Annotated in this window: 19 protein-coding genes; 15 read left to right on the top strand and 4 right to left on the bottom strand. The window is 71.4% G+C overall.

The features are described from left to right. The first annotated feature begins 9 nt into the window (after positions 1 to 9). The 11 genes from carA to ACN28F_RS02625 all read left to right on the top strand — a co-directional run bounded on the left by carA (position 10) and on the right by ACN28F_RS02625 (position 13,968). Positions 10 to 1,125, top strand: a complete 1,116-nt coding sequence (carA, locus tag ACN28F_RS02675; RefSeq protein WP_289210998.1) for a glutamine-hydrolyzing carbamoyl-phosphate synthase small subunit — start codon at positions 10 to 12, stop codon at positions 1,123 to 1,125. Further along, positions 1,118 to 4,459 (top strand): carbamoyl-phosphate synthase large subunit, encoded by a 3,342-nt coding sequence (gene carB, locus ACN28F_RS02670; protein ID WP_421356946.1) that lies wholly within the window; start codon positions 1,118 to 1,120, stop codon positions 4,457 to 4,459. Before carA ends, carB begins: the two co-directional genes overlap by 8 nt. Next, positions 4,456 to 5,526 (top strand): quinone-dependent dihydroorotate dehydrogenase, encoded by a 1,071-nt coding sequence (locus ACN28F_RS02665; protein WP_289206544.1) that lies wholly within the window; start codon positions 4,456 to 4,458, stop codon positions 5,524 to 5,526. The genes carB and ACN28F_RS02665 overlap by 4 nt, the downstream gene beginning before the upstream one ends. Continuing rightward, positions 5,523 to 6,923: an adenosylmethionine--8-amino-7-oxononanoate transaminase gene (bioA, locus tag ACN28F_RS02660; protein ID WP_289206543.1), complete on the top strand. Its 1,401-nt coding sequence runs from the start codon at positions 5,523 to 5,525 to the stop codon at positions 6,921 to 6,923. The genes ACN28F_RS02665 and bioA overlap by 4 nt, the downstream gene beginning before the upstream one ends. Before the next feature lie 55 nt (positions 6,924 to 6,978). Further along, entirely contained in the window at positions 6,979 to 7,818 is an 840-nt protein-coding gene (gene pyrF, locus ACN28F_RS02655; RefSeq protein ID WP_289206542.1) for an orotidine-5'-phosphate decarboxylase, read from the top strand. A 175-nt stretch (positions 7,819 to 7,993) separates the two neighbouring features. Next, entirely contained in the window at positions 7,994 to 8,311 is a 318-nt protein-coding gene (gene mihF / locus ACN28F_RS02650) for an integration host factor, actinobacterial type (protein WP_123601181.1), read from the top strand. Between the two features lie 32 nt (positions 8,312 to 8,343). Continuing rightward, positions 8,344 to 8,946 (top strand): guanylate kinase, encoded by a 603-nt coding sequence (gene gmk, locus ACN28F_RS02645; RefSeq protein WP_289206541.1) that lies wholly within the window; start codon positions 8,344 to 8,346, stop codon positions 8,944 to 8,946. Positions 8,947 to 9,039: 93 nt separating this feature from the next. Further along, a complete protein-coding gene (rpoZ, locus tag ACN28F_RS02640) occupies positions 9,040 to 9,303 on the top strand; it encodes a DNA-directed RNA polymerase subunit omega (RefSeq protein ID WP_282227731.1) in 264 nt (87 codons plus the stop codon). Further along, complete coding sequence (coaBC, locus tag ACN28F_RS02635; protein ID WP_289210997.1) at positions 9,300 to 10,601, top strand: bifunctional phosphopantothenoylcysteine decarboxylase/phosphopantothenate--cysteine ligase CoaBC; 1,302 nt, start codon at positions 9,300 to 9,302, stop codon at positions 10,599 to 10,601. Before rpoZ ends, coaBC begins: the two co-directional genes overlap by 4 nt. A gap of 79 nt (positions 10,602 to 10,680) precedes the next feature. After that, a complete protein-coding gene (gene metK, locus ACN28F_RS02630; RefSeq protein WP_289206540.1) occupies positions 10,681 to 11,877 on the top strand; it encodes a methionine adenosyltransferase in 1,197 nt (398 codons plus the stop codon). A gap of 129 nt (positions 11,878 to 12,006) precedes the next feature. Next, positions 12,007 to 13,968 (top strand): primosomal protein N', encoded by a 1,962-nt coding sequence (locus ACN28F_RS02625; protein ID WP_289210996.1) that lies wholly within the window; start codon positions 12,007 to 12,009, stop codon positions 13,966 to 13,968. Positions 13,969 to 14,005: 37 nt separating this feature from the next. Here ACN28F_RS02625 and ACN28F_RS02620 read toward each other — a convergent pair whose 3' ends face one another. Together ACN28F_RS02620 and ACN28F_RS02615 are read right to left on the bottom strand one after the other, a co-directional pair. After that, the gene (locus ACN28F_RS02620; RefSeq protein ID WP_289206539.1) at positions 14,006 to 15,520 is read right to left on the bottom strand and encodes a family 43 glycosylhydrolase; all 1,515 of its coding nucleotides are present in this window, start codon (positions 15,518 to 15,520) and stop codon (positions 14,006 to 14,008) included. Positions 15,521 to 15,525: 5 nt separating this feature from the next. Continuing rightward, a complete protein-coding gene (locus ACN28F_RS02615; RefSeq protein WP_289206538.1) occupies positions 15,526 to 18,078 on the bottom strand; it encodes an alpha-L-arabinofuranosidase C-terminal domain-containing protein in 2,553 nt (850 codons plus the stop codon). Between the two features lie 332 nt (positions 18,079 to 18,410). Here ACN28F_RS02615 and def point away from each other — a divergent pair, with 332 nt between their 5' ends. From def to ACN28F_RS02600, 3 genes are read left to right on the top strand one after another with little or no spacing between them, the layout of a single operon-like run. After that, positions 18,411 to 19,001 (top strand): peptide deformylase, encoded by a 591-nt coding sequence (gene def, locus ACN28F_RS02610; protein WP_289206537.1) that lies wholly within the window; start codon positions 18,411 to 18,413, stop codon positions 18,999 to 19,001. Positions 19,002 to 19,006: 5 nt separating this feature from the next. After that, a complete protein-coding gene (gene fmt / locus ACN28F_RS02605) occupies positions 19,007 to 19,933 on the top strand; it encodes a methionyl-tRNA formyltransferase (protein ID WP_289206536.1) in 927 nt (308 codons plus the stop codon). Beyond that, the gene (locus ACN28F_RS02600) at positions 19,930 to 21,333 is read left to right on the top strand and encodes an RsmB/NOP family class I SAM-dependent RNA methyltransferase (RefSeq protein ID WP_421356945.1); all 1,404 of its coding nucleotides are present in this window, start codon (positions 19,930 to 19,932) and stop codon (positions 21,331 to 21,333) included. Before fmt ends, ACN28F_RS02600 begins: the two co-directional genes overlap by 4 nt. 42 nt (positions 21,334 to 21,375) lie before the next feature. On the opposite strand, the gene ACN28F_RS02595 is transcribed toward ACN28F_RS02600, so the two are convergent. Continuing rightward, on the bottom strand, positions 21,376 to 22,281 hold the full coding sequence (locus ACN28F_RS02595) for a septum formation family protein (RefSeq protein ID WP_289206534.1): 906 nt from the start codon (positions 22,279 to 22,281) through the stop codon (positions 21,376 to 21,378). 157 nt (positions 22,282 to 22,438) lie between these two features. Next, positions 22,439 to 23,371 (bottom strand): hypothetical protein, encoded by a 933-nt coding sequence (locus tag ACN28F_RS02590; protein WP_421356944.1) that lies wholly within the window; start codon positions 23,369 to 23,371, stop codon positions 22,439 to 22,441. A gap of 481 nt (positions 23,372 to 23,852) precedes the next feature. Between ACN28F_RS02590 and ACN28F_RS02585 the strand changes: the two genes are divergently transcribed. Beyond that, positions 23,853 to 24,512, top strand: coding sequence for a YceI family protein (locus ACN28F_RS02585; protein WP_421356943.1), 660 nt, complete (start codon positions 23,853 to 23,855; stop codon positions 24,510 to 24,512). Positions 24,513 to 24,530: the final 18 nt, after the last annotated feature.

The raw sequence follows: 24,530 nt of genomic DNA, 5'->3' as shown, positions 1-24,530 counted from the left end.
ACCGCCGCGCTGCGGCGGGTACCGGCGCTGCTGGTGCTCGAGGACGGCCGGGTCTTCCCGGGTGAGAGCTACGGCGCGGTCGGGGAGACCTTCGGCGAGGCGGTGTTCACCACCGCGATGACCGGCTACCAGGAGACGCTGACCGACCCGTCCTACCACCGGCAGGTGGTGGTGCAGACCGCACCGCACATCGGCAACACCGGGGTCAACGCCGACGACGACGAGTCCGACCGGATCTGGGTGGCCGGCTACGTGGTCCGCGACCCGGCCCGCCGGCCGTCCAACTGGCGCGCCACCGGCGACCTGGAGCAGCGGCTCGCCGCCGAGGGCGTGGTCGGCATCTGCGGGGTCGACACCCGGGCGCTGACCCGCCACCTGCGCGACCGGGGGGTGATGCGGGTAGGCGTGTCCAGCCTGACCGACGACCCGCAGGAACTGCTCGCCAAGGTCCGCCAGAGCCCGCAGATGGTCGGCGCCGACCTGTCGGCCGAAGTGACGACCGGCCAGCCGTACACGGTCACCGCCCAGGGCGAGCACCGCTACACGGTCGCCGCGCTGGACCTGGGCATCAAGCGCAACGTGCCGCGCCGGCTCGCCGAGCGTGGGGTGACCACCCACGTGCTGCCGGCGACCTCGACGCTGGAGCAGGTCCTGGCGACCGGCCCGGACGCGGTGTTCTTCTCCCCCGGGCCGGGTGACCCGGCCACCGCCGACCATCCGGTCGCGCTGGCCCGCCAGGTGATGGGGCGCCGGATCCCGCTGTTCGGCATCTGTTTCGGCTCGCAGATCCTCGGCCGGGCGCTGGGCTTCGGCACCTACAAGCTCGGCTACGGCCACCGCGGCATCAACCAGCCGGTGCTGGACCGGGCCACCGGCAAGGTCGAGGTGACCAGCCACAACCACGGATTCGCCGTGGACGCCCCGCTGAACACGGTGATCGACACCGACTTCGGCGGTGTCGAGGTGAGCCACGTGTGCCTCAACGACGACGTGGTCGAGGGGCTGCGGGCCCGCGAGGTGCCGGCGTTCACCGTCCAGTACCACCCGGAAGCGGCGGCCGGCCCGCACGACGCGGACTACCTGTTCGACCGGTTCGTCGAGCTGATCGAGGGAAAGCATGCCTAAGCGGACAGATCTGCAGCATGTCATGGTGATCGGCTCCGGGCCGATCATCATCGGCCAGGCCTGCGAGTTCGACTACTCCGGCACCCAGGCGTGCCGGGTGCTGCGCGCCGAAGGGCTGCGCGTGTCGCTGGTCAACTCCAACCCGGCGACCATCATGACCGACCCCGAGTTCGCCGACGCCACCTACGTCGAGCCGATCACGCCCGAGTTCGTCGAGCTGGTCATCGCCCGCGAGCGCCCCGACGCGCTGCTGCCCACCCTGGGTGGGCAGACCGCGCTGAACACGGCGGTCGCGCTGCACGAAGCGGGCGTGCTGGACAAGTACGGCGTGGAGCTGATCGGGGCGAACATCGACGCGATCCGCCGCGGCGAGGACCGCCAGCTGTTCAAGGACATCGTCGCGACCGCCGGCGGCGAGACCCCGCGCAGCCGGGTCTGCCACAGCATGGCCGAGGTCCGCGACACCGTCGCCGAGCTGGGTCTGCCCGTGGTGATCCGGCCGTCGTTCACCATGGGCGGGCTCGGCTCCGGCATGGCCCACACCCCGGACGACCTGGAGCGTATCGCCGGCGCGGGACTGGCGGCTTCGCCGGTGCACGAGGTCCTCATCGAGGAGAGCGTGCTCGGCTGGAAGGAGTACGAGCTGGAGCTGATGCGCGACCGCAACGACAACGTGGTCGTGGTCTGCTCCATCGAGAACATCGACCCGATGGGGGTGCACACCGGCGACAGCGTCACCGTCGCCCCGGCGATGACCCTCACCGACCGCGAGTACCAGCAGATGCGCGACATGGGCATCGCCGTACTTCGCGAGGTCGGCGTCGACACCGGCGGCTGCAACATCCAGTTCGCCGTACACCCGCAGACCGGCCGGCTCGTGGTGATCGAGATGAACCCCCGGGTGTCGCGGTCGTCGGCGCTGGCCTCCAAGGCGACCGGCTTCCCGATCGCGAAGATCGCCGCGAAGCTGGCCATCGGCTACACCCTCGACGATATCCCCAACGACATCACCAAGCAGACCCCGGCCGCGTTCGAACCGGTCCTCGACTACGTCGTGGTCAAGATCCCCCGGTTCGCGTTCGAGAAGTTCCCCGGCGCCGACCCGGAGCTGACCACCACGATGAAGTCGGTCGGCGAGGCGATGAGCCTGGGCCGCAACTTCACCGAGGCGCTGAACAAGGCGATGCGCTCGATGGAGACGAAGGCCGCCGGTTTCTGGACGACGCCCGACCCGGCCGACGCCACCGTCGAGTCCACCCTGGCCGAGCTGGCCACCCCGCACGACGGCCGGCTCTACACCGTCGAACGGGCGCTGCGGCTGGGTGCCACCGTCGATCAGGTCCACGTCGCCTCCGGCGGCATCGACCCCTGGTTCCTCGAGGAGATCGCCGGTCTGGTCGCGCTGCGCGGCGAGATCGAGGCCGCGCCGGTGCTCGACGCCGCGCTGCTGCGCCGGGCCAAGCGGGCCGGGCTGTCCGACCGGCAGGTGGCCGCGCTGCGTCCGGAGCTGGCCGGCGAGGACGGGGTACGCACGTTGCGGCACCGGCTCGGGCTGCGCCCGGTCTACAAGACCGTAGACACCTGCGCCGCCGAGTTCGCCGCCCGTACGCCGTACCACTACTCCAGCTACGACGCCGAGACCGAGGTCGCCGGCTCGGACCGGCCGAAGGTGCTGATCCTCGGCTCCGGGCCGAACCGCATCGGGCAGGGCATCGAGTTCGACTACTCCTGCGTGCACGCGGTGATGGCGCTGGCCGACTACGAGACCGTCATGGTCAACTGCAACCCGGAGACGGTCTCCACCGACTACGACACCGCCGACCGGCTCTACTTCGAGCCACTCACCTTCGAGGACGTGCTGGAGGTCTGGCAGGCTGAGGACGCCAGCGGCAGGGCTTCCGGCGGCCCCGGTGTGGTCGGCGTGATCGTCCAGCTGGGGGGCCAGACCCCGCTCGGACTGGCGCAGCGCCTCGCCGACGCCGGCGTGCCGATCGTCGGCACCCCGCCGGCCTCGATCCACCTCGCCGAGGAGCGTGGCGCCTTCGGTCAGGTGCTGGCCCGGGCCGGGCTGCGCGCCCCGGCGCACGGCACCGCCGTGTCGTTCGAGCAGGCCAAGGCGATCGCCGACGAGATCGGCTACCCGGTGCTGGTCCGCCCGTCGTACGTACTCGGCGGGCGCGGCATGGAGATCGTCTACGACGACGCGACGCTGCGCGACTACATCGGCCGGGCCACCGACATCTCGCCGGAGCACCCGGTGCTTGTCGACCGGTTCCTCGACGACGCCATCGAGATCGACGTGGACGCGCTCTGCGACGCCACCGGCGAGGTCTACCTCGGCGGGGTGATGGAACACATCGAGGAGGCCGGCATCCACTCCGGCGACTCGTCCTGCGCGCTGCCGCCGATCACCCTGGCCGCCCCGCACCTGGCCACCATCCGGCACTACACCGAGCAGATCGCCCGTGGCGTCGGGGTCCGCGGTCTGCTCAACGTCCAGTACGCGCTCAAGGACGACGTGCTGTACGTGCTGGAGGCCAACCCCCGCGCCTCGCGGACCGTACCGTTCGTCTCCAAGGCGACGGCGGTGCCGCTGGCCAAGGCAGCGGCCCGGATCATGCTCGGGGCCACCGTGGCGCAACTGCGGGCCGAAGGGTTGCTGCCGGCCACCGGCGACGGCGGTACGCTGCCGCCGGACGCGCCGATCGCGGTCAAGGAGGCGGTGCTGCCGTTCAAGCGGTTCCGCACCCGCGCCGGGCACGGCGTCGACTCGCTGCTCGGCCCGGAGATGAAGTCCACCGGCGAGGTGATGGGCATCGACCCGGCGTACGGCAAAGCCTTCGCCAAGTCCCAGGCGGCGGCGTACGGGTCGTTGCCGACCAGCGGCAAGATCTTCGTCTCGGTCGCCAACCGCGACAAACGGTCGATGATCTTCCCGGTGAAGCGACTGGCCGACCTCGGGTTCGACATCGTGGCCACCGCCGGCACCGCCGAGGTGCTGCGCCGCCACGGCATCTCCTGCGAGTTGGCCCGCAAACACTGGGAGGAGCCCGGTTCGGGCGGCCCCGACGCGGTGTCGTTGATCGCCGCCGGGGAGTTCGCGCTGGTGATCAACACGCCGCAGGGCTCCGGGGCCAGTGCCCGCTCCGACGGGTACGAGATCCGCAGCGCGGCGGTCGGTGCCGACACCCCCTGTGTCACCACCGTGCCGGGCGTGGCCGCCGCCGTGATGGGCATCGAGGCGCTGATTGCCGGCGACATGTCGGTCCGGCCGTTGCAGCAGCTGCACGCGGCGCTGCGGCCCGAGACAGCCGCCGGGCAGGCGGGGCGGTGAGCGGCGGGGGCGGCTACCGGCTGGCCCGTTCGGCGTTGTTCCGTCTCGGTGGCGGCGACGCCGAGGCCGCCCACGAGTGGACGCTGCACCGGCTGGCCACGCTGTCGCGGCATCCGGTGGCGCTGGCCGCACTGCGCGCCCGGTACGCGGTGGCCGCGCCGCGTACCGTCTTCGGGGTCGACTTTCCCAACCCGGTCGGGCTGGCCGCCGGGATGGACAAGGACGGCCTGGCGCTGCCGGCCTGGCCGGCGCTCGGCTTCGGCTTCGTCGAGGTCGGCACCGTCACCGCCCAGGCACAGCCGGGCAACCCCCGTCCCCGGCTGTTCCGGTTGCCGGCCAGTGAGGCGGTGATCAACCGGATGGGCTTCAACAACGCCGGTGCCGAGGCGCTCGCCGACCGGCTCGCCGTCCTCGGCCGGCTGGAGCAGCGGCGCGGGTTCGGCCGGGCCCACCCGGCGTACGCCGACCGTCCGGTGCCGCTGGGCATCTCGCTGGGCAAGTCGAAGGTCGTCCCGATCGAGGAGGCGGTGGACGACTATCTGGCGTCGTACAAGGCGCTCAGCGGCTACGGACAGTATTTTGTGATCAACGTCTCCTCGCCGAACACCCCGGGGCTGCGGCAGCTGCAGGACCGGGAACACCTCGACACACTGCTGGCGATGCTGGTGGGCGAGCGTCCGATCCTGGTCAAGATCGCACCGGACCTGTCCGAGCCGGCCATCGCCGAACTGCTGGAGGTCTGCCTGGCCCGGGGAGCGGCGGGGGTCGTCGCCACCAACACCACCTTGTCGCGCGCCGGCCTGGCCGCCGCTGACACCGGCGCGGCGCAGCAGGCCGGCGGGCTGTCCGGCCGTCCGCTGACCGACCGGGCCCGCGAGGTGGTCTCCTTCGTCCACCGGGAGACCGACGGCGCGTTGCCGATCATCGGGGTCGGCGGCGTCCTCGACCCGGACGACGCGGCCCGGATGTTCGACGCCGGGGCCAGCCTGGTGCAGCTCTACACCGGGTTCATCTACCGGGGGCCGGCGCTGGTCCGGGCGATCGTGCGGCGGGTACGGGGGCGATGAGCGCACAGCGGCCGGTGGCCGGTGGGTGGCCGCCGGCGCAGCTGCTCGACATCGACCGCCGGCACGTCTGGCACCCGTACGCCGCGCTGCCGCCGGCTGTCGCACCGTACCTGGTGGACAGCGCTGCCGGGGTCCGGTTGCGGCTGGCCGACGGCCGGGAGCTGGTCGACGGGATGTCGTCGTGGTGGGCGGCCGTGCACGGCTACCGGCACCCGGTGCTCGACGCGGCCGTCACCGACCAGCTGGGCCGGATGGCGCACGTGATGTTCGGCGGCCTGACCCACGAGCCGGCGGTCCGGCTCGCGCACACCCTGGCGCAGATCACCCCGTCCGGCCTGGAGCACGTCTTTCTCTGCGACTCCGGCTCGGTCAGCGTCGAGGTCGCGATCAAGATGTGCCTGCAGTACCAGCTGGCCCGGGGGCGGCCCGGTAAGCGACGGCTGGCCACCTGGCGGGGCGGCTACCACGGCGACACCTTCCATCCGATGAGCGTCTGCGACCCCGAGGGCGGGATGCACCACCTGTGGCGGGGGGTGCTGCCGGCTCAGGTGTTCGTGTCCGCCCCGCCGGCGGACTTCGGCGCGGCCCCTGACGAGGGCTATCTCGCCGAGCTGGTCGACGGGATCGCCCGGCACGCCGACGAGATCGCTGCGGTGATCGTCGAGCCGGTGGTGCAGGGCACCGGCGGGATGCGCTTCCACCACCCGGGGTATCTACGGGCGCTGCGGGAGGTGACCACGGCGCACGACGTACTGCTGATCTTCGACGAGATCGCTACCGGCTTCGGCCGTACCGGCGCGTTCTTCGCCGCCGAGCATGCCGGTGTCACCCCTGACGTGCTCTGTGTCGGTAAGGCGTTGACCGGTGGGTACCTGACACTGGCCGCCGCGCTGTGTACGCCCGAGGTGGCCGCCGGTATCTCCGCCGACGGGGTGCTGGCGCACGGACCCACCTTCATGGGCAACCCGTTGGCCTGCGCGGTGGCCAACGCCTCGATCGACCTGCTGCGGGCTCCGGTCGCTGCGGACACTGCGGCCTGCGGGCCCGGCGGCGCGGTGACCGGTCCGCCGGCGGCCACCGGTGGGCCGGCGGCCGGGCCGTACTGGCAGCACGCCGTACGTCGGATCGAGGCCGGCCTGCGGGCGGGCCTGGCTCCGGTCGCGGCGCTGCCCGGGGTGCGTGACGTACGGGTGCTCGGCGCCATCGGGGTGGTGCAGCTCGACCGTCCGGTCGACGTGGCGGCGGCGACCGACGCGGCGGTGGCCGAGGGAGTCTGGTTGCGGCCCTTCCGGGACCTGATCTACACGATGCCGCCGTACCTGACCGACGACGACGACGTCGCGCGGATCGCCCGTGCGATGGCGGCTGCGGCCGCAGCGGTACCGCGCCGAGGATGACCCCGGCCGGCTTTCGCCGGTCCGCGTGCCGGACCGCCGGACAAGGAGGCAACCGATGGAGACCTTTGGCGAGCGGCTGCACCGGGCGGTGGCCGTCCGTGGTCCGCTGTGCGTGGGCATCGACCCGCACCCGCAGCTACTGGCCCAGTGGGGTCTGCCCGACGACGTCGACGGCCTCGCGCGGTTCACCGCGACGGTGGTCGACGCGCTCGGTGACGTGGTCGCGGTGGCCAAGCCACAGTCGGCGTTCTTCGAACGTTTCGGGTCCGCCGGCATCGCCGTGCTTGAGTCAACTATCCGACAGTTGCGCGACGCCGGGGTGCTCGTCCTGCTCGATGTGAAGCGGGGCGACATCGGGTCCACGGCCGCCGCGTATGCCTCGGCGTATCTCGATCCGGCCAGTCCGTTGGCCGCCGACGCGGTCACGGCCAGCCCGTTTCTGGGGGTCGGCGCGTTGGCGCCGATGTTCGAGTCGGCTGCCGAACACGGCGGTGGCGTCTTCGTGCTCGCGTTGACCTCGAATCCGGAAGGCCGTCAGGTGCAACATGCACGACTGTCCGATGGGCGCACAGTCGCGCAGACGGTGATCGATGAGATTTCGCAGCTCAACGCGGGTGCGCAGCCCATTGGCAGTTTCGGTCTGGTGGTCGGGGCGACCGTTGGCGACACCGGTCACGAACTGTCGAACGTCAATGGCCCGCTGCTCGCGCCGGGCCTCGGTGAGCAGGGTGGTCGGCCCGAGGACCTGCGCACCGTGTTTGGGCAAGCGCTTTCCGCAGTCCTGCCCTCGTACTCGCGACAGGTGCTGCGCAGCGGGCCGGAAGTGGCGGCGTTGCGGGCTTCGGCCGAACATACGCTTGCTAAGTGTCGGGCCGCCCTGGACCCTGCGATCTGAGTGAGCGATCCATCACCACGCAGTGATCGAGGGGGTCCCACGTTGCCGAAAACGTCGCTGACCGCTAGTTTTCCCGGCGCTGGGAACCACATGCCCCTTTGGGGCCCAGCCACACCACGTTTCACAGATGCGGCGGTGCGATCCGCCCGTCGCGATAGGGACCTGAGGAGAACTGGTGCCGCTCCCGTCACTGACCCCCGAACAGCGTGCAGCCGCGCTGGAGAAGGCCGCGGAGATCCGTAAGGCCCGTGCTGAGTTGAAGGAGCAGCTCAAGCAGGGCAAGACCACCCTCGCCGCCGTGCTCGACCGGGCGGAGTCCGACGACGTTGTCGGCAAGCTGAAGGTTTCCGCCGTGCTGCAGGCGATGCCGGGCATCGGCAAGATCCGGGCGACCCAGATCATGGAGAAGCTCAAGATCGCCGACAGCCGTCGCCTCCGTGGCCTCGGCGACCAGCAGCGCAAGGCCCTGCTCGGGGAGTTCGCCGCGAACTGACTCGCGGCAGGGTGTAGAAACAAGCAGTGACCATGTATGACGACGCGCGCCCGGCAGCTCGGCTCACGGTCCTCTCCGGCCCCTCCGGGGTCGGCAAGGACAGCGTGATCGAGCTGATCCGGGCGCGCTCGCCCTGGATCTGGCTGTCCGTCTCGGTGACCACCCGCCCGATGCGGGACTACGAGGTTGACGGCGTTCACTACTACTTCGTCGACCGGCCCGAGTTCGAGCGGATGGCCGCCAGCGGGCAGCTGCTCGAATGGGCCGAGTTCGCCGGAAACCTGTACGGCACGCCGCGCAGCGCCGTGGAGCAGCGGCTGCACGCCGGTGAGCCGGTCCTGCTCAAGATCGACCTGCAGGGTGCCCGGCAGGTCCGTAAGGCGATGCCCGAGGCCCAGTTGGTGTTCCTCGCTCCGCCCAGTGTCGAGGAGCTCAAACGGCGGCTCGTCGGGCGGGGCACGGACGACGAGGAGACGATCCGTCGCCGGCTTGCGCATGCCGACGAGGAACTCGCCGCCGAGCAGGAGTTCGACGTGACCGTGGTCAACGACCAGGTCGGGCGGGCCGCCGCCGAGCTGGTAGGATTGCTCGGTTCATCGTTATTGACGCCGGTACATCCACAGCACACGGCCTGACTCACCCGTACGGTCCGACTGAGCGTACGGTCTGATCCAGCGCACGGTCTGACCCGGCGACACACCTGACTCGACGACACAGAGGTTGCATCCGTGGGATCCATCGCCAGCCCGGAAGGCATCACCAACCCGCCCATCGACGAGCTGCTGGAGAAGACCTCCTCGAAGTACGCCCTGGTGATCTTCGCCGCCAAGCGTGCCCGTCAGGTCAACGCCTACTACAGCCAGCTCGGCGAGGGCCTGCTGGAGTACGTCGGCCCGCTGGTCGAGACCACCCCGCAGGAGAAGCCGCTCTCCATCGCCATGCGGGAGATCAACTCCGGCCTGCTCGTCGCCGAGCCCACCGACCAGCCCTGAGCGGCGCCCCAGCGGGCCCTGACGGCGCCCCAACGGGCCGTGGGCCGGCCCGGGTCGTTCTCGGCGTCGGCGGCGGGATCGCCGCATACAAGGCCTGCGAACTGCTCCGCCTGCTGACCGAGTCGGGCCACCAGGTGCGGGTGGTGCCGACCGTGGCCGCGTTGCGCTTCGTCGGTGCGCCGACCTGGTCGGCGTTGTCCGGGCAGCCGGTCGCCGACGACGTCTGGAGCGACGTCCACGAGGTGCCGCATGTACGCCTCGGGCAGCAGGCGGATCTGGTCGTGGTCGCCCCGGCGACTGCGGACCTGATCGCCCGCGCCGCGCACGGGCTCGCCGACGACCTGCTCACCAGCACTCTGCTGACCGCCCGCTGCCCGGTGGTGCTCGCTCCGGCGATGCACACCGAGATGTGGGAGCACCCGGCGACCGTCCACAACGTGGCGGTGCTGCGGGCCCGGGGGGTCCGGGTCATCGAGCCGGCCGTCGGCCGGCTCACCGGGGCCGACTCGGGCAAGGGCCGGCTGCCGGCACCGGCGCAGATCTTCGAGCTCCTGCGCGAGGTACTGGAGCGCCCCGGCACCCAGCCGGCCGACCTGGCCGGGCGGCGGGTGGTGGTGACCGCCGGCGGGACGCGCGAACCACTCGACCCGGTCCGGTTCATCGGCAACCGGTCGTCCGGCAAGCAGGGGTACGCGTTCGCCCGTACCGCCGCCGCCCGGGGCGCCCAGGTCACGTTGATCGCCGCGAACGTGACGCTGCCTGATCCCGCCGGGGTGGAGCTGATCCGGGTGGGCAGCACCGAGGAGCTGCGGGTCGCGACGCTCGCCGCCGCGCGGTACGCCGACGTCGTGGTGATGGCCGCCGCACCGGCGGACTTCCGGCCGGCCACCTACACGCCCGAAAAGATTAAGAAGGGCGATTCCGGTCGTCCGCCGGTAATCGAACTCGTCACCAATCCGGACATCGCCGCTGAACTGGGCGCGGCGAAACGGCCGGGGCAGCTGCTGGTCGCGTTCGCCGCCGAAACGGGTGACCTGATGGCGAACGCCCGGGCGAAACTGGTGCGCAAACGCGCCGACCTGATCGTGGCCAACCAGGTCGGCGTCGACCGGGTCTTCGGTGCCGACGCCAACGCCGCGACCGTGCTCGATGCCGACGGCACGGTCGCCGTGCTCGACGAGCGCAGCAAGGCCCGACTCGCCGACGACGTGTGGGACATCGTCCGGGACCGACTGCCCCGTCCCGCCGGTGGTGGGGCCGACCGTCCACCGCCAGCGGCGCCGGCCTCGGCGCAGTGACGTTGCTCAGCGAGGCGCCAGACACCGGCGTTGGTGACTAGACTGCCGTGAACCAATGACTTCGGAATCAAGGAGTACCGTGTCACGCCGCCTTTTCACCTCCGAGTCTGTGACGGAGGGTCATCCGGACAAGATCGCTGACCAGATCAGTGACGGGATTCTTGATGCGTTGCTGGCGCAGGACCCGCGGTCGCGGGTCGCTGTGGAGACGTTGATCACCACCGGTCAGGTGCATGTGGCCGGGGAGGTCACCACGCAGGCGTACGCCGATATTCCGGCGATCGTGCGGGAGACGATCCTGGGGATCGGGTACGACTCGTCGAAGAAGGGGTTCGACGGGGCGTCGTGCGGGGTGAGTGTGTCGATCGGTGCGCAGTCGCCGGACATCGCGCAGGGGGTGGACACGGCGATCGAGTTGCGGGTCGGTGAGTCGGCCGATGACGCGTTGGACGCGCAGGGCGCGGGCGACCAGGGCATGATGTTCGGGTTCGCGTGTGCGGAGACGCCCGAGCTGATGCCGTTGCCGATCGCGTTGGCGCACCGGTTGGCGCGACGGTTGTCGGCGGTCCGCAAGGACGGGACGGTGCCGTACCTGCGGCCGGACGGCAAGACGCAGGTGACCGTGGAGTACGACGGGTGGCGTCCGGTGCGGTTGGACACGGTGGTGGTGTCGAGCCAGCACGCGGCGGACATCTCGCTGGAGTCGCTGTTGACGCCGGACGTACGCGAGCACGTGATCGGGCCGGAGCTGGAGGGACTCGGGCTGGACACGGAGGGTTACCGGTTGTTGGTGAACCCTACGGGTCGGTTCGAGATCGGTGGTCCGATGGGCGACGCGGGTCTGACCGGTCGGAAGATCATTGTGGACACGTACGGTGGGTACGCCCGGCACGGTGGTGGGGCGTTCTCGGGCAAGGACCCGTCGAAGGTGGACCGTTCGGCGGCGTACGCGATGCGGTGGGTGGCGAAGAACGTGGTCGCGGCGGGGTTGGCGGAGCGGTGCGAGGCGCAGGTGGCGTACGCGATCGGCAAGGCGCATCCGGTGAGCCTGTTCGTGGAGACGTTCGGTACGGAGACGGTGCCGGTGGAGCGGATCGAGCGGGCGATCGGTGAGGTGTTCGATCTGCGGCCGGCGGCCATCATCCGGGATCTCGACCTGCTGCGGCCGATCTACCGACCGACGGCGGCGTACGGGCATTTCGGTCGGGAGTTGCCGGAGTTCTCGTGGGAGAGCACGGACCGGGCAGCGGATCTGAAGTCCGCCGCTGGCGCCTGATCCCAGCGGCGTCGTCGGTTGGCGGGCCGCCCGCCGCCTGCCCGGCCGGGCAGGCAGGATGAGGCGGTGACCACCCGCGCGCGCACCGACCGGCAGCCGGCAGACCGGCTGCCGGTCGCGCGGATCTGTGTGGACGTGCCACTTGCGCACCTCGACCGGCCGTTCGACTACCTGGTCCCGGCTGAACTCGACGACGGCGTTCAGCCGGGTACCCGGGTCCGGGTCCGCTTCGCTGGCCAACTGGTGGCCGGGTGGGTGCTGGAACGGGCCGCCACCTCAGGCCACGACGGCAAGCTCGTCTTCCTCGACAAACTGATCTCGCCGGAGCGGGTGCTCAGCGCGGAGATCGCCGGACTGGCCCGGACCGTCGCCGACCGGTACGCCGGACACCTGGCCGACGTGTTGCGGTTGGCGGTGCCGCCGCGACACGCCCGGGTCGAGCAGGAACCCCGCGCACCGGAGTCCGGTGCCGCCGACTGCGAACAGCCTGAGCCCGACGCGGCGTCGTCCGGTGCGGTGCCGACCGGCGCGGCGTCGAGCGACGCTGACGGATGGGCGGCGTACCCGTCCGGGCCGGCGTTCCTGCGGGCCGTCGCCGACGGCCGACCGGCCCGCGCCGTCTGGGCCCCGCTGCCCGGCGAGGACTGGCCGGCCCGGTACGCCGAGGTGATCGCCGCCGCCGTACGGGCCGGCCGGGGCGCGGTCGCGGTGCTACCGGACGGACGCGACGTCGACCGGCTGGACACGGCCCTGCGCTCGGCGCTCGGCGCCGGCCGGCACGTGGTGCTCACGGCGGCGCTCGGCCCGGCCCGCCGCTACCGGGCGTTCCTCGCGGCGAGCCGAGGTCTGGTGAAAGTAGTAGTCGGCACCCGGGCGGCGATGTTCGCTCCGGTCGCCGATCTGGGCCTGGTCGCCATCTGGGACGACGGCGACGACGTGCACGCCGAACCCCGCGCTCCGTACCCGCACGCCCGGGAGGTCCTGCTCACCCGGGCACAACTGGGCGGGGTCGCGGCACTGCTCGGCGGCTTCGCCCGGTCCGGCGAGGCACAACAGCTCGTCGAGACCGGCTGGGCCCGGGAGATCGTCGCCGCCCGGGCGACGGTTCGGCGACGTGCCCCCCGGGTCACCCCGGCCGGCGACGACGCCCAACTAGCCCGGGACGCCGGTGCCGCCACCGCCCGACTGCCCAGCCTGGCCTTTGCCGCCGCCCGTACGGCGTTGCAGGCCGGGACACCGGTGCTGGTGCAGGTGCCCCGGCGCGGCTACCTGCCGGCCGTGTCCTGCGCGGACTGCCGGACCCCGGCCCGCTGTCCGCATTGCGCCGGCCCGCTGGCCCTGCCGGCGGCGACCGCCACCGCACAGTGCCGCTGGTGTGGCCGGCCGGCCGCCGGCTACGCCTGTCCGCACTGCCAGGGGCGGCGACTCCGGGCCGCGGTCACCGGTGCCCGGCGTACCGCCGAGGAGCTGGGTCGGGCGTTCCCCGGCACCACGGTGCGGACCTCCGGCCGTGACGAGGTGCTGACCTTGGTGCCGGCCGACCCGGCGGTGGTGGTCGCCACCCCCGGGGCCGAGCCGGTGGCCGCCGGCGGCTACGGTGCCGTTCTGCTGCTGGACACCTGGGCGTTGCTGACCCGGGCCGACCTGCGCGCCGGAGAGGAGACGCTGCGCCGCTGGCTGTCCGCCGCCGCGCTGGCCCGGCCGGCGACCGACGGCGGCCAGGTGGTGGTGATCGCCGACGGCGGGCTCGCTCCGGTGCAGGCGCTACTGCGCTGGGACCCCGGGTGGTTCGCGGCCCGCGAGCTCGCCGACCGGCGCGAGCTGGGTTTCCCGCCAGCGGCCCGGATGGCCAGCGTGACCGGACCGGCCGAGGCGGTCGACGAGCTGCTGGCCGCGTTGCGGATGCCGGACGGTGCCGAACTGCTCGGTCCGGTGCCGGCGGCCGACGGCCAGGAACGGATGCTGATCCGGGTCCGCCGGTCGCAGGCGGCCGAGCTGGCCCGACACCTGCGAACGGCGGCCGGCACCCGCACCGCCCGCCGGACCGGTCAGCCGGTACGCATCCAGATCGACCCGCTCGACCTGCTCTAGCCCGGGCCCCGCTCGACCTGCTCTGGCCCGGGTCCGGTCAGCTGAGCCGGAAGGCAGACTGTGCCCCGGCGGCGGGACCGATGGTCAGCTGCCCGTTCTCGTGGCGGACGAAAGCCGACGGGACCCCGGCGAGGCGCAGCGAGATGCGTCCGTTCACCCGGGGAATCCGGTGGAAGCTCGCCTGTGCGGCGAACTCGTCGTCGTCGGCGGCCGGGTCGAGGCGTACGGTGCCGTTGACCGCCCGCAGGTAGTGTCCCGGCCGGTCGACCGACTGGATCGACACCGTGTCCGCCCCGGCCAGCCCGGCACCGATGCGGAACTGGGTGTCGGCCAGCCGCTGGGCGTCGGTGTCGACCAGCACGGTCGCACCGACGTGACGCACGAAGGCGGCACGGCTGGTGTCGGCGGGCGAGAGCCGCACGATCGGCCCGCCCTCGCCGACCGGGATCCCGAACAGCGGATTGCCGTCGGCGTCCCAGTAGAGCTTCTGCACCCGGGCGTGCCGGTTCGGGTCGTACAGCGGGTCGCCGACGATGTCCCGGTAGTCCCGGGCGTGGTAGACCAGCACCGTCGTCTTACCGTCCTCGGCGACGGTGAACGAGTTGTGTCCCGGGCCGTACCGGCCGGTCTGTTCGTTGGTGACGAAGACCGGGTCGGGCGTCTTCGTCCAGGAGCGGTGGTCGAGCAGGTCGGCGCCGGCGTCGGCGGTGAGCAGGCCCATGCAGTAGCGGGAGTCGGTGGCGCTGGCCGAGAAGGTCATGAACACCCGTCCGTTGCGGACGATCACCGCCGCGCCTTCGTTGACCGCGTAGCCCTGCACCTCCCACGGGCGGGTCGGGGTGGCGATGCGCACCGGCTTGGTCTTCAGCGTCCACGGGTCGGCCAGCTCGGCGATGTACAGGCTGGAGTTGACCGCGATCTCCGGCTCACCCTGGGCCCAGACCAGGTACTGATGCCCGTGATGGTGGAACGTGGTGGCGTCCAGGGCGAAACTGTCCCACTCGGTGACGATCTGACCCCGCAACTGCCAGCCGGCCGGGTCCCGGGGGTCGTCCAGCGGGGACTCCAGCACGTACATCCGGATCCGGAACACGTTGTCGGAGTCGCCGGCGGCGAAGTAGACGTACCACTTGCCGTCGATGCGGTGCAGCTCCGGCGCCCAGATGTGGCCGCCCATCCGGCCGCTGGCCGGCCGTCGCCAGATCACCGTCTCGGCGGCGGTGGCCAGCCCGGCGATGGTGGGCGCGCCGCGGACCACGATCCGGTCGTACTCCGGCACTGAGCCGGTGAAGTAGTACATGCCGGCGACCGGGTAGGTGACGAACGGGTCGGCCCGCTGGTGGACGAGCGGGTCGACCGTCGGGACGCCGTACACCTGAGCGTCGGTGGGTGCGCCGACCGGGCCGGTGGTGTTGCCGGCGGTCGGTGCGGCGGCGGCCGCGTCCGGCCGCCCGATACCGGTGGTCAACCCACCGACCAGGCCGGCGGCGGCGACACCGAGGCCGCCGCGCAGCAGGGCGCGTCGGTTCACGTCGTACGTCAAGGAAGCCACCTCACTCACTTCGTGCGGATGCGGATGAAGGTCACGGAGTACGGCTCGAAGGTGTGCGTGAAGCGGGACGCGACGCCGGTGAGCGGGGTGGTGACCGGCTGGATCGGTTCGGCCGAGCGGGTGTTCTGCTCAGCGGGGTCGCCGCTGATCACGGTCATCTGAGCGGTCGACCGGACCGGCAGGTCGCCCAGGTCGATCATGGTCACGGCCGCCTTGTCCTGCGCGTTGACCACCTTGACCAGGAGGTCGCCGGTGGCCTCGTCGCGGGTGACGACCTGGGCGAACGGGCGGGTGACCCGGTCGTCGACGAATTCGCCCCACACCTCGCCGTCCAGCAGCAGGGTGACCTTGTCACCCCGTACCTTGACGGTGATGTCGTACGTGGTGCCGGTGGTGATCTGGTTCGGCTTGGCGATCAGCGTCTCCTTGGCCCCGTTCGTGGCCTTCTCCACCGCGCCCTGGGTGTTGTTCCAACCACCCAGGTTCCACCAGTAGAAGTTGCCGGCGTCCTTGACACCGAACCCGATCAGGAAGCCCTCCGCGCCGGCGTTCTTCGTGGCGGTCAGCGACAGGTCGTAGTCGGCGGCGGTGATCTCGGCGGCGGCGACCATGGTGTCCTGGGCGGCCGTGTCGCTCTGGGTGTACGCCTCGTCGACCACCGACCAGCTGCCCCGGTTCGCGACCGGTGTCCACTGGTCCGCCCCGGTGGCGAAGTCGTCGCTGAACAACACCGTGCCGTCCGGGGCGGTGACCTTCACGTCGTCGTAGGTCGCCGAGGTGGCCCAGGTGGACAGGCCGATCCGGCCGGTGATCGGCTGGGTGCCGAGGGCCGGCCCGGTGGCCCCACTGGGCACCGTACGGTCGCCGACGTTGGTCATGAACAGCTTCTGCACCTGGTAGCTGGTCGTGCCCCAGGATTCGTCGTTGTCGAACCAGATCAGGTCCGGCCGCCACCGGACGTGGTCGATGTTGGCCAGCAGCGGGGCGTACGAGGCCATCTCGACGATGTCGGCGTTGCGCTCCAGCCCGGTCATGAAGGCCGCCTCGGCCAGCGAGTTGTAGAGCTTGTTGTCCTGGGAGGCGTACTCGCCGAGGAACACCTTCGGCCCGGCGCGGTCGTAGCTGTCGTAGCGGTCGTTGTTCTGTAGGAACCAGGCCGGGCTGTTGTAGTAGTGCTCGTCGACCATCTCCACCCCGGCGGCCCGGTTGAGCTGCCACAGCCGGTCGAAGGTGGCACCCTGGTCGTCCGGTCCGGAGTTGCTGATCACCGTGATCTGCGGGTACCGCGCCTCGATCGCGGCCCGGAACCGCTGGAAGTTGGCGAAGAACGCCTCGGGCAGGTTCTCCTCGTTGCCGACCGCGACGTGGGTCAGGTTGAACGGTTCCGGGTGGCCCATGTCGGCGCGCAGCCCGCCCCAAGTGGAGTCGGCCGGGCCGGTGGCGAACTCGATCAGATCCAGCGTGTCGGAGATGTGCCGCTGCAGCAGGGGCTCGTCGACAGTGGGCTGGTTCTGGCCGCAGCCGGTGACCAGGGCCGGTACCACCGGCAGCGGCATCGCGCCGATGTCCTCGGCGAACTGGAAGTACTCGTAGTAGCCCAGTCCGTACGACTGGTTGTAGCCCCAGAAGTTGGCGTTGGTCGCCCGGGTCTCCACCGGTCCGACGGTGTCCTTCCACTGGTACGAGCGGGCCCGCTCCCAGCCGGACCCGGCGTCGTAGCCGTCCATGCTGCCGGTGTTGACCAGGCAGCCGCCGGGGAAGCGGACGAAGCCCGGCCGCAGCGCCTCGATCTTCTGGGCCAGGTCCTTGCGCAGACCGTTGGGTCGGCCCCGGAAGGTCTCCTGAGGAAACAGCGACACCATGTCCAGCCGCACGGTGCCGGTGCCGCCGGCGAGCACCGCGAGCCGGCCGACGTCGGAGGTACGGTGGGCGGTGAACGTGGCGGTGTACCTGGTCCAATCGTCGCCGTGGACGCGCAACCGCTGCGGTTCGGCGAGTCGGCGGCCGTCGACGTCGAGCAGCCGGACGGTCAGCTGGTTGCCGGTGGAGTCGGTGCGGGCCCAGACCGAGAAGTCGTAGCGTTTGCCGGCCTCGACGGCGATTCCGCTGTTGTAGCCGGAGTTGGTCACCCCGTAGCGTCCGCCGGCGATGTTGTCCAGGTCGAGCCGCAGGTAGGTGCGGTTCCGATCGTTGAGCCGGCCGTCGTCGTCGACCGGGGTCGCGGTGCCGGACCCGCCGGCTTCGGTGCCCGGGGCCCAGCCGGTCAGTCCGGTGAAGGACTGGTTGTCCACTGGTAGGAACTCGAAGGACCGGTTACGGACCAGTTCGGCGTAGAGGCCGCCGTCGGCGGCGTAGTTGATGTCCTCGAAGAAGACGCCGTACATGGTGTCGCTGATCGGCACCCCGGCAGCGGCCGGATCGACCGTGATCGTGTACTCCGGCTCCGGTCGTGGCGGGTCGGCCAGGCTCGGTCCGGTGGCTACGGCCGCGGTGGCGACGAGTGCTCCGACCAGCAGCGCGCTGCCGGTCAGCCCGGGTCGTGCGGTTGGTAGGTACATGGGCTGCCTCCTGATCGCCGGGCCAATGGCGGGCGGGCGTCCGTCCGGTCGGGGTCGGTAGGGGGTTGTGGTCGCGGTGCGGTGGGTCGCGGTGCGGTGGGGTCGCGGTGCGGTGGGGTCGCGGTGCGGGGGTGGGCGCGCTGGCAGCGGGCTCCAGCCTGGAGCGGAACCGGAATGTTAACGCTAACAGGGACGGAGTACTACGGTTGCATCACCATCTCGTCAATAGCGTCGTCGCGGCTTCATATGGACGACCGTCGCGCCCGTCACCATGACCGGCGCACGCCCGTAGACTGGGGACACCGTCTGCCCACGACAAGGAGCCTGACCGCGTGACCGTCCAGCCCATCCGACTCTTCGGCGACCCGGTGCTGCGCACTGCGGCCGAGCCCGTGGTCGACTTCGACGCCGAGCTGCGCGGGCTCGTCGCCGATCTGACCGACAGCATGACCGATCAGAACGGCGCCGGCCTCGCCGCGCCACAGCTCGGTGTCGGGCTGCGGGTCTTCACGTTCCACGTCGACGACCTGCTGGGCCACCTGGTGAATCCGGTGCTGGACTTTCCCGACGAGGAGGAACAGGACGGCCCGGAAGGCTGCCTGTCCATCCCGGGGCTCTACTTCGACACCAAGCGTCGACAGAACGTCGTGGCGAAGGGCTTCAACGAGTACGGCGACCCGGTGCAGATCGTCGGCAGCGGCCTGATGGCCCGTTGCGTACAACACGAGACCGACCACCTCGACGGGGTGCTGTTCCTCGACCGGCTCGACCCGGCGACCCGTAAGGAGGCGATGCGGGCGATCCGCCAGTCGGACTGGTACGACGAGGCCGCCCCGCCGACCGTCAAGGTCAGCCCGCACCGTTCGTCGGGCGGCCTGTTCCGCCCCGGCGGTGCCACCAGCCCGTTCGGTCTGGGCAGGTGACCGGGATGCGGCTGGTCTTCGCTGGCACCCCCGAGGTCGCCGTACCGGCGTTGGACGCCATCGCCGCCAGCGGACACGACCTGGTCGCCGTGGTGACCCGGCCGGACGCGCCGGCCGGCCGGGGCCGCCGGCTGGTCCGCTCGCCGGTCGGTGCCTGGGCCGACGAGCGGGGCATCGAGGTGCTGACACCTCAACGGCCCCGCGAGCCGGAGTTCCTGGACCGGCTGACCGCGTTGGCACCGGACTGCGTGCCGGTGGTGGCCTACGGTGCGCTGGTGCCGCCGGTGGCGCTGGCGATCCCGGCGTACGGCTGGATCAACCTGCACTTCTCGCTGCTGCCCGCCTGGCGGGGGGCGGCGCCGGTGCAGCACGCGGTGCTGCACGGCGACGAGGTGACCGGCGCGAGCGTGTTCCAGCTGGAGGAAGGCCTGGACACCGGGCCGGTGTTCGGCACCGTGACCGACCAGGTCGGATCGACCGACACCGCCGGTGACCTGCTGCACCGGCTGGCGCACAGCGGCGCCCAGCTGCTGGTGGCGGTGCTGGACGGGATCGCCGCCGGGACCGCGCGGGCGCACACGCAGCCGACCGACGGGGTGTCGCTCGCCCCGAAGCTGTCGGTGGAGGACGCCCGGCTGCGCTGGACCGACCCGGCGTTCGCGGTGGACCGCCGGGTCCGGGCCTGCACGCCGGCACCCGGTGCCTGGACGACGTTGCGGGACGAGCGGGTCAAGCTCGGACCGGTCCGGCCGGTGCCCGACGGCCCGCCCCTGAAACCGGGGGAGTTGCTGGCCGAACGCAACCGCCTGCTGGCCGGCACCGCGACGGTACCGGTCGCGCTGGGTGAGGTGCGGGCGGCTGGCAAGAAGGCCATGTCGGCGTCGGACTGGGCCCGGGGTGCCCGGATCAGCACCGGCGAGTTCTTCCAATGAGCGTGGGCACCGACCGGGCGCGGCGCGGCCGCCGACACGTCGACCCGGCCCGGGACGCGGCGTACGAGGCGGTCGCGGCGGTGCACCGCGACGACGCGTACGCCAACCTGGTGCTGCCGACGATCCTGCGGGACCGGCAGCTCCACGGCCGGGATGCGGCGTTCGCCACCGAGCTGACCTACGGCACCCTGCGGATGGTCGGCACCCTGGATCTGATCATCGCCCGAGCGGCCGGCCGGGGCGTGGACCGGATCGACCCGCCGGCCCGCGACGCACTGCGCCTCGGCGCGTACCAGCTGCTGCACACCCGGGTGCCAGCGCACGCCGCCGTGTCGTCGACGGTGGACCTGGTGCACAACGTGGCGACGGGCGCGGTCGGGTTCGCCAACGCCGTACTGCGGGAGATCTCCAGCCGTGACCTGGACACCTGGCTGACGGAGCTGGCACCCGACGAGCAGACCGACCCGATCGGCCACCTGGCGGTCACCTTCCACCATCCGGAGTGGATCGTGCGGGCGTTCGCCGAGGCGCTCGGCGACGACCTGGCGGAGACGACCCGGCTGTTGATCGAGGACAACGAGCGACCGCCGGTGCACCTGTGTGCCCGGCCGGGGCGGGCCGAGGCGGCCGCGCTGGCCGACGAGGTCGCTGGCGCGCCGGGGGCCTTCTCGCCGTACGCCGTCTACCTGTCCGGCGGCGCGCCCGGTGACCTGTCGGCGATCAGGCAGGGGCGGGCGCACGTACAGGACGAGGGCTCGCAGCTGGTGGCAGCGGCGTTGACCGCCGCCGACGTGCCCGGCCAGGACACCCGGTGGCTGGACCTGTGCGCCGGCCCCGGCGGTAAGGCGGCACTGCTGGGCGCGCTCGCCGTCGACCGGGGCGCGCAGGTCACCGCGGTGGAGATCGCCGAGCACCGGTCCCGCCTGGTGGAGCAGGCGGTCCGCGGGCTGCCGGTGACCGTGCGGACGACGGACGGCCGGCGGGTCGGTGCCGGTGAGGATCTGCCGGCGGCTTCCTTCGACCGGGTCCTGGTCGACGCGCCGTGCACCGGGCTCGGTTCGCTGCGGCGCCGTCCCGAGTCGCGCTGGCGCCGTCAGCCGTCGGACCTGCCGCCGTTGACCCGGTTGCAGCGGGAGTTGCTCACGGCCGGTCTGCGCGCGGTCCGCCCGGGTGGGGTGGTGGCGTATGTGACCTGTTCGCCGCATCGGGTGGAGACCCACGTGTCGGTGACCGAGGCGGCGCGGCGCAGCGGCGTACCGGTGGACTTCGTCGACGCGCGGCCGTTGTTGCCGGCGGGGATGCCGGGCCTCGGTGACGGTCCGTCGGTGCAGTTGTGGCCGCACCGGCACGGCACCGACGCGATGTTCCTCGCGGTGCTGCGCCGGACGGATAAGCAGTAGCGCGTCGCCGTACGGTTCAGTCGTGGCGCACCACCGTAGGGGTCAGTTCTGCCGCACCGGCAGGGCGGCCGGTCCGCCGTCACGGACCGAGCGGGTCAGCGGCGGGTCGTCGCGCCACAGCAGGCACCGTACGGTGAGGTTGCCGTCGTCCCACTCGTCCTTGAAGGGATAGTCGTAGATGGTGCCGACGCGGTACCGCAGATCGTCGTCGACGGGAAGCGCGGCGTACTCGGCGACGACCTGCCGGCACCGTTCGTGGACCCGGTCGGAGTTGGCGGCGAACTGGTCGTAGGGCAGGTCGCTCTCGACGTACAGGCCGGCGAACTCGCTGCGGTGCGGCTGCGTGCAGGCCACCGGGGTGAGCACGTCAACGTCGCCTCCACTGACCGAGCCGGGGTTGAAGCAGCCCCAGCGCAGTGGGCCGTCGGGGCCGAGCGCACCGGCCAGGCTGCCGGTGCGGGTCACCAGGCTGCGGTCCTGCATGCTGGTCATCTCGCCGACGTCGCACCGGTACCAGCGGGCCCCGCCGGACCAGGCGGCGGTCGACGGGACGACGACGTCCAGTCGTACCCGGCCGGCCTGCCAGTCGTCGCCGAGGAACTGGCGGACCCGCTGGTCGCAGCTGTGGCGGGCGACGCGACGTGCGGCCGAACCGTGTGCCGGAGCGCGGTCGCTGACGGCATGCGTGCCGGTGAAGATGCCGACGAAGACGGTCTCCAGGTCGTGCGGCCGGTCGCAGGTGACGGGGGTGTAATCGTCGCGGTGGCCGGTGCCGTTCGTGGCGACCGGGTGGCAGGCGCCGACGTCGGGAACGAACGGTTTCGGGGTCGGCATGACGGCCCAGCCGTCGGTGAGTTCACCGCCTGCGGTACGCGGCGCGAGCCCGCATCCTGCTGCCGCTGTCAGGACTGTGACCGCCAGGAGCAGCCGGATCCACCGCCGTCGCATCGCCGTACGTCCTCCCGTGGCCGGGTGATCGTAGGCGGTTAAGTCTACTGCAAGTAGTCGAACATATCTCTAGAGTGATCGTCTGCTCCGTTGTGACGGGTACGGCCCGACGGTCCGTGGTGGACCGTCGGGCCGTACCCGGTGCTGTTGCCGTCGCTCAGCTGGGCTGGGCGAACGTGACGGCCTGTGGGCCGTTGGTCCGGATCGGTTCGCCGGTCGCACTGCTGAAATCGGTGCCACCGTGCCAGCGATGCTCCGCACTGCAGACACAGTGGATCTTCACCAACTGGCGGGGGAGGACGACCAACGAGGCGGTGGTCGCCGCGTCGTCGAGCTCCACGACCCCGACCGGGTCCTTCGTGATCGCGTTGTGCAGCACGATCCGACCCGGGCCGGCGGGCGCCTCGGCGATCTCCACGGTCACGCTGGTGCCCGCCTCCAGCTCGTGCTGGTACGGCGGAGCGTTGACGTCCACATCGACGAGCGCGGCCCGCAGCCGGTTCCCGACGTGGCCACTCCACTGGTACGGGTACCCGTCCGCCTTGAACAGCAAGGGCCACTGGTACGGCCCGAGCCAGTCGATGATGAACATGCCGTCCTCGGCTACCGGCGAGTAGCGCGGATCCCGGGAACCGTCCGGGACCGGTGCGACGATGCCGACTGTGCCGTTGGCCAGGGCGGCGTCGTCGGACCCGGTCAGTACGCCGGTCACGACCGACCGGTCGTCCAGTCGGATGGTCGGGCCCGGCTTGACCTCATCGGCGGTGAAAGTGAACCACCGTGCCTCTTTCTGGGTGCCCGTGCCACCGGTCTGGCCCACCCATTGTGCGCCGTACCGACTGCCCGAATCGGGCAGGGCGAACAGGTTGTACGAGCCGGTCCCGGGAACCGGGACATTGACTCGTCCACGCGAGTCGCTGCGTGTCGGGCACACGTCCGCGAAGCTGAACGTGAACACCGGTACGGCGAACACACAGATGTCGGCGACCGGTTCGCCGGTCGCGGCGTCGATCACGCTCGTGCGGATGCCGGGACCGGTGAAGTCCGTGGTGGCGTACGCCTGCGGTGCGATGGTGGCGCCGGCGAACAAGGCCGACGCGACAATGGATCCGAGGACGAGTCGCCTTTTCCGGTTGCCGACCGAACGTGGTTCGACGGCGCGGTGTGCGCCGACTCTGCTGCGTGTGGAAAATCGAATGATCCTCAAAGAGGTTGCCCCTTTCACGTTTCGCGCAACGGCTGGGTGCTACGGGATTTTGTAGCACGGAAAATCGTCGATTCCCGGTTGCGGATGCCGGTGCGGCGAGCGTTTCGTCATCGATCTGGGCCTTTTCCGCCCGAAGGGAGGTGAAGTGTCGGAGAAAACGAGAAGAGGAATTGCGTTCCGGTGGGCCCGGTGCCGTCCGGTCGTGGCCGATCCCGCGCGGGTGGCGCGGGTGGCCGGGGCCACCACTGGCCGGGCGCTCAGCCGGCCCACGTGAGGATCCACCCGCACCCGCAGCTGGCAGTTGGCCTACACACCCCACCTATGCTGGGCAAACAGGTACCAGCTACCGGGGGACACGTAAACGATGAACGGCTCCGCCACCCGGTCCTGGGGTGGAATGACCATCCCGGCGCCGGGTGTGTACCAGCTCGATCCGGCCCACAAGCGGATCGGCTTCCTTGCCCGCCACATGATGGTCAGTCCGGTACGGGGCGAGTTCACCCAGGGCGGCGCGACGATCGTGGTCGAGGACGACCCGTTGCGGTCGCAGGCGGTGGCGAGCATCCGGACGGCCAGTATCGACACCAACCATGCCGAGCGGGACACCCACCTGCGCAGCGCCGATTTCCTCGATGTCGAGCGACACCCGACGCTGGAGTACCGCAGCACCGGCATCCAGTGGCAGCAGGCCGACGACCCGATCTTCTACTGGGCCCGGCTGCGTGGCCACCGACCCGGCCGCACGACGCCGGCACCGCCGGCCACGCAGGCCAGCGCCCGGCGGTTCGTGCTGACCGGCGAGTTGACTGTCAAGGGCGTGACCCGCCCGGTCGACCTGCAGGTCGAGTTCGGTGGTGCCCGACGGGATCCGTACGGGCAGGAGATCTTCGGGTTCAGCGCGACCGCCGAGATCGACCGGGAGGAGTACGGTCTGGTCTGGAACGTGGTGCTGGACAGCGGCGGCTTCCTGGTCGGCAAGAAGGTGCTGATCGAGATCGCCGGCGAGGCGATCCACCAGGGCTGACCTGCCGTGCCGGCCCGC

The organism is Solwaraspora sp. WMMA2101, assembly GCF_049179175.1.
GTDB lineage: Bacteria > Actinomycetota > Actinomycetes > Mycobacteriales > Micromonosporaceae > Micromonospora_E.
The sequence above is the reverse complement of the archived record's forward strand: the minus strand, read 5'-3'. Positions and strand labels throughout refer to the sequence as shown.

Excerpts from the sequence above, each read along its gene's own strand:
- carB (WP_421356946.1), top strand. The coding sequence starts at position 1,118 with ATGCCTAAGCGGACAGATCTGCAGCATGTCATGGTGATCGGCTCCGGG.
- ACN28F_RS02615 (WP_289206538.1), bottom strand. The coding sequence starts at position 18,078 with ATGTACCTACCAACCGCACGACCCGGGCTGACCGGCAGCGCGCTGCTG.
- ACN28F_RS02595 (WP_289206534.1), bottom strand. The coding sequence starts at position 22,281 with ATGCGACGGCGGTGGATCCGGCTGCTCCTGGCGGTCACAGTCCTGACA.
- bioA (WP_289206543.1), top strand. The coding sequence starts at position 5,523 with ATGAGCGCACAGCGGCCGGTGGCCGGTGGGTGGCCGCCGGCGCAGCTG.
- gmk (WP_289206541.1), top strand. The coding sequence starts at position 8,344 with ATGTATGACGACGCGCGCCCGGCAGCTCGGCTCACGGTCCTCTCCGGC.
- fmt (WP_289206536.1), top strand. The coding sequence starts at position 19,007 with ATGCGGCTGGTCTTCGCTGGCACCCCCGAGGTCGCCGTACCGGCGTTG.
- pyrF (WP_289206542.1), top strand. The coding sequence starts at position 6,979 with ATGGAGACCTTTGGCGAGCGGCTGCACCGGGCGGTGGCCGTCCGTGGT.
- ACN28F_RS02585 (WP_421356943.1), top strand. The coding sequence starts at position 23,853 with ATGAACGGCTCCGCCACCCGGTCCTGGGGTGGAATGACCATCCCGGCG.
- ACN28F_RS02600 (WP_421356945.1), top strand. The coding sequence starts at position 19,930 with ATGAGCGTGGGCACCGACCGGGCGCGGCGCGGCCGCCGACACGTCGAC.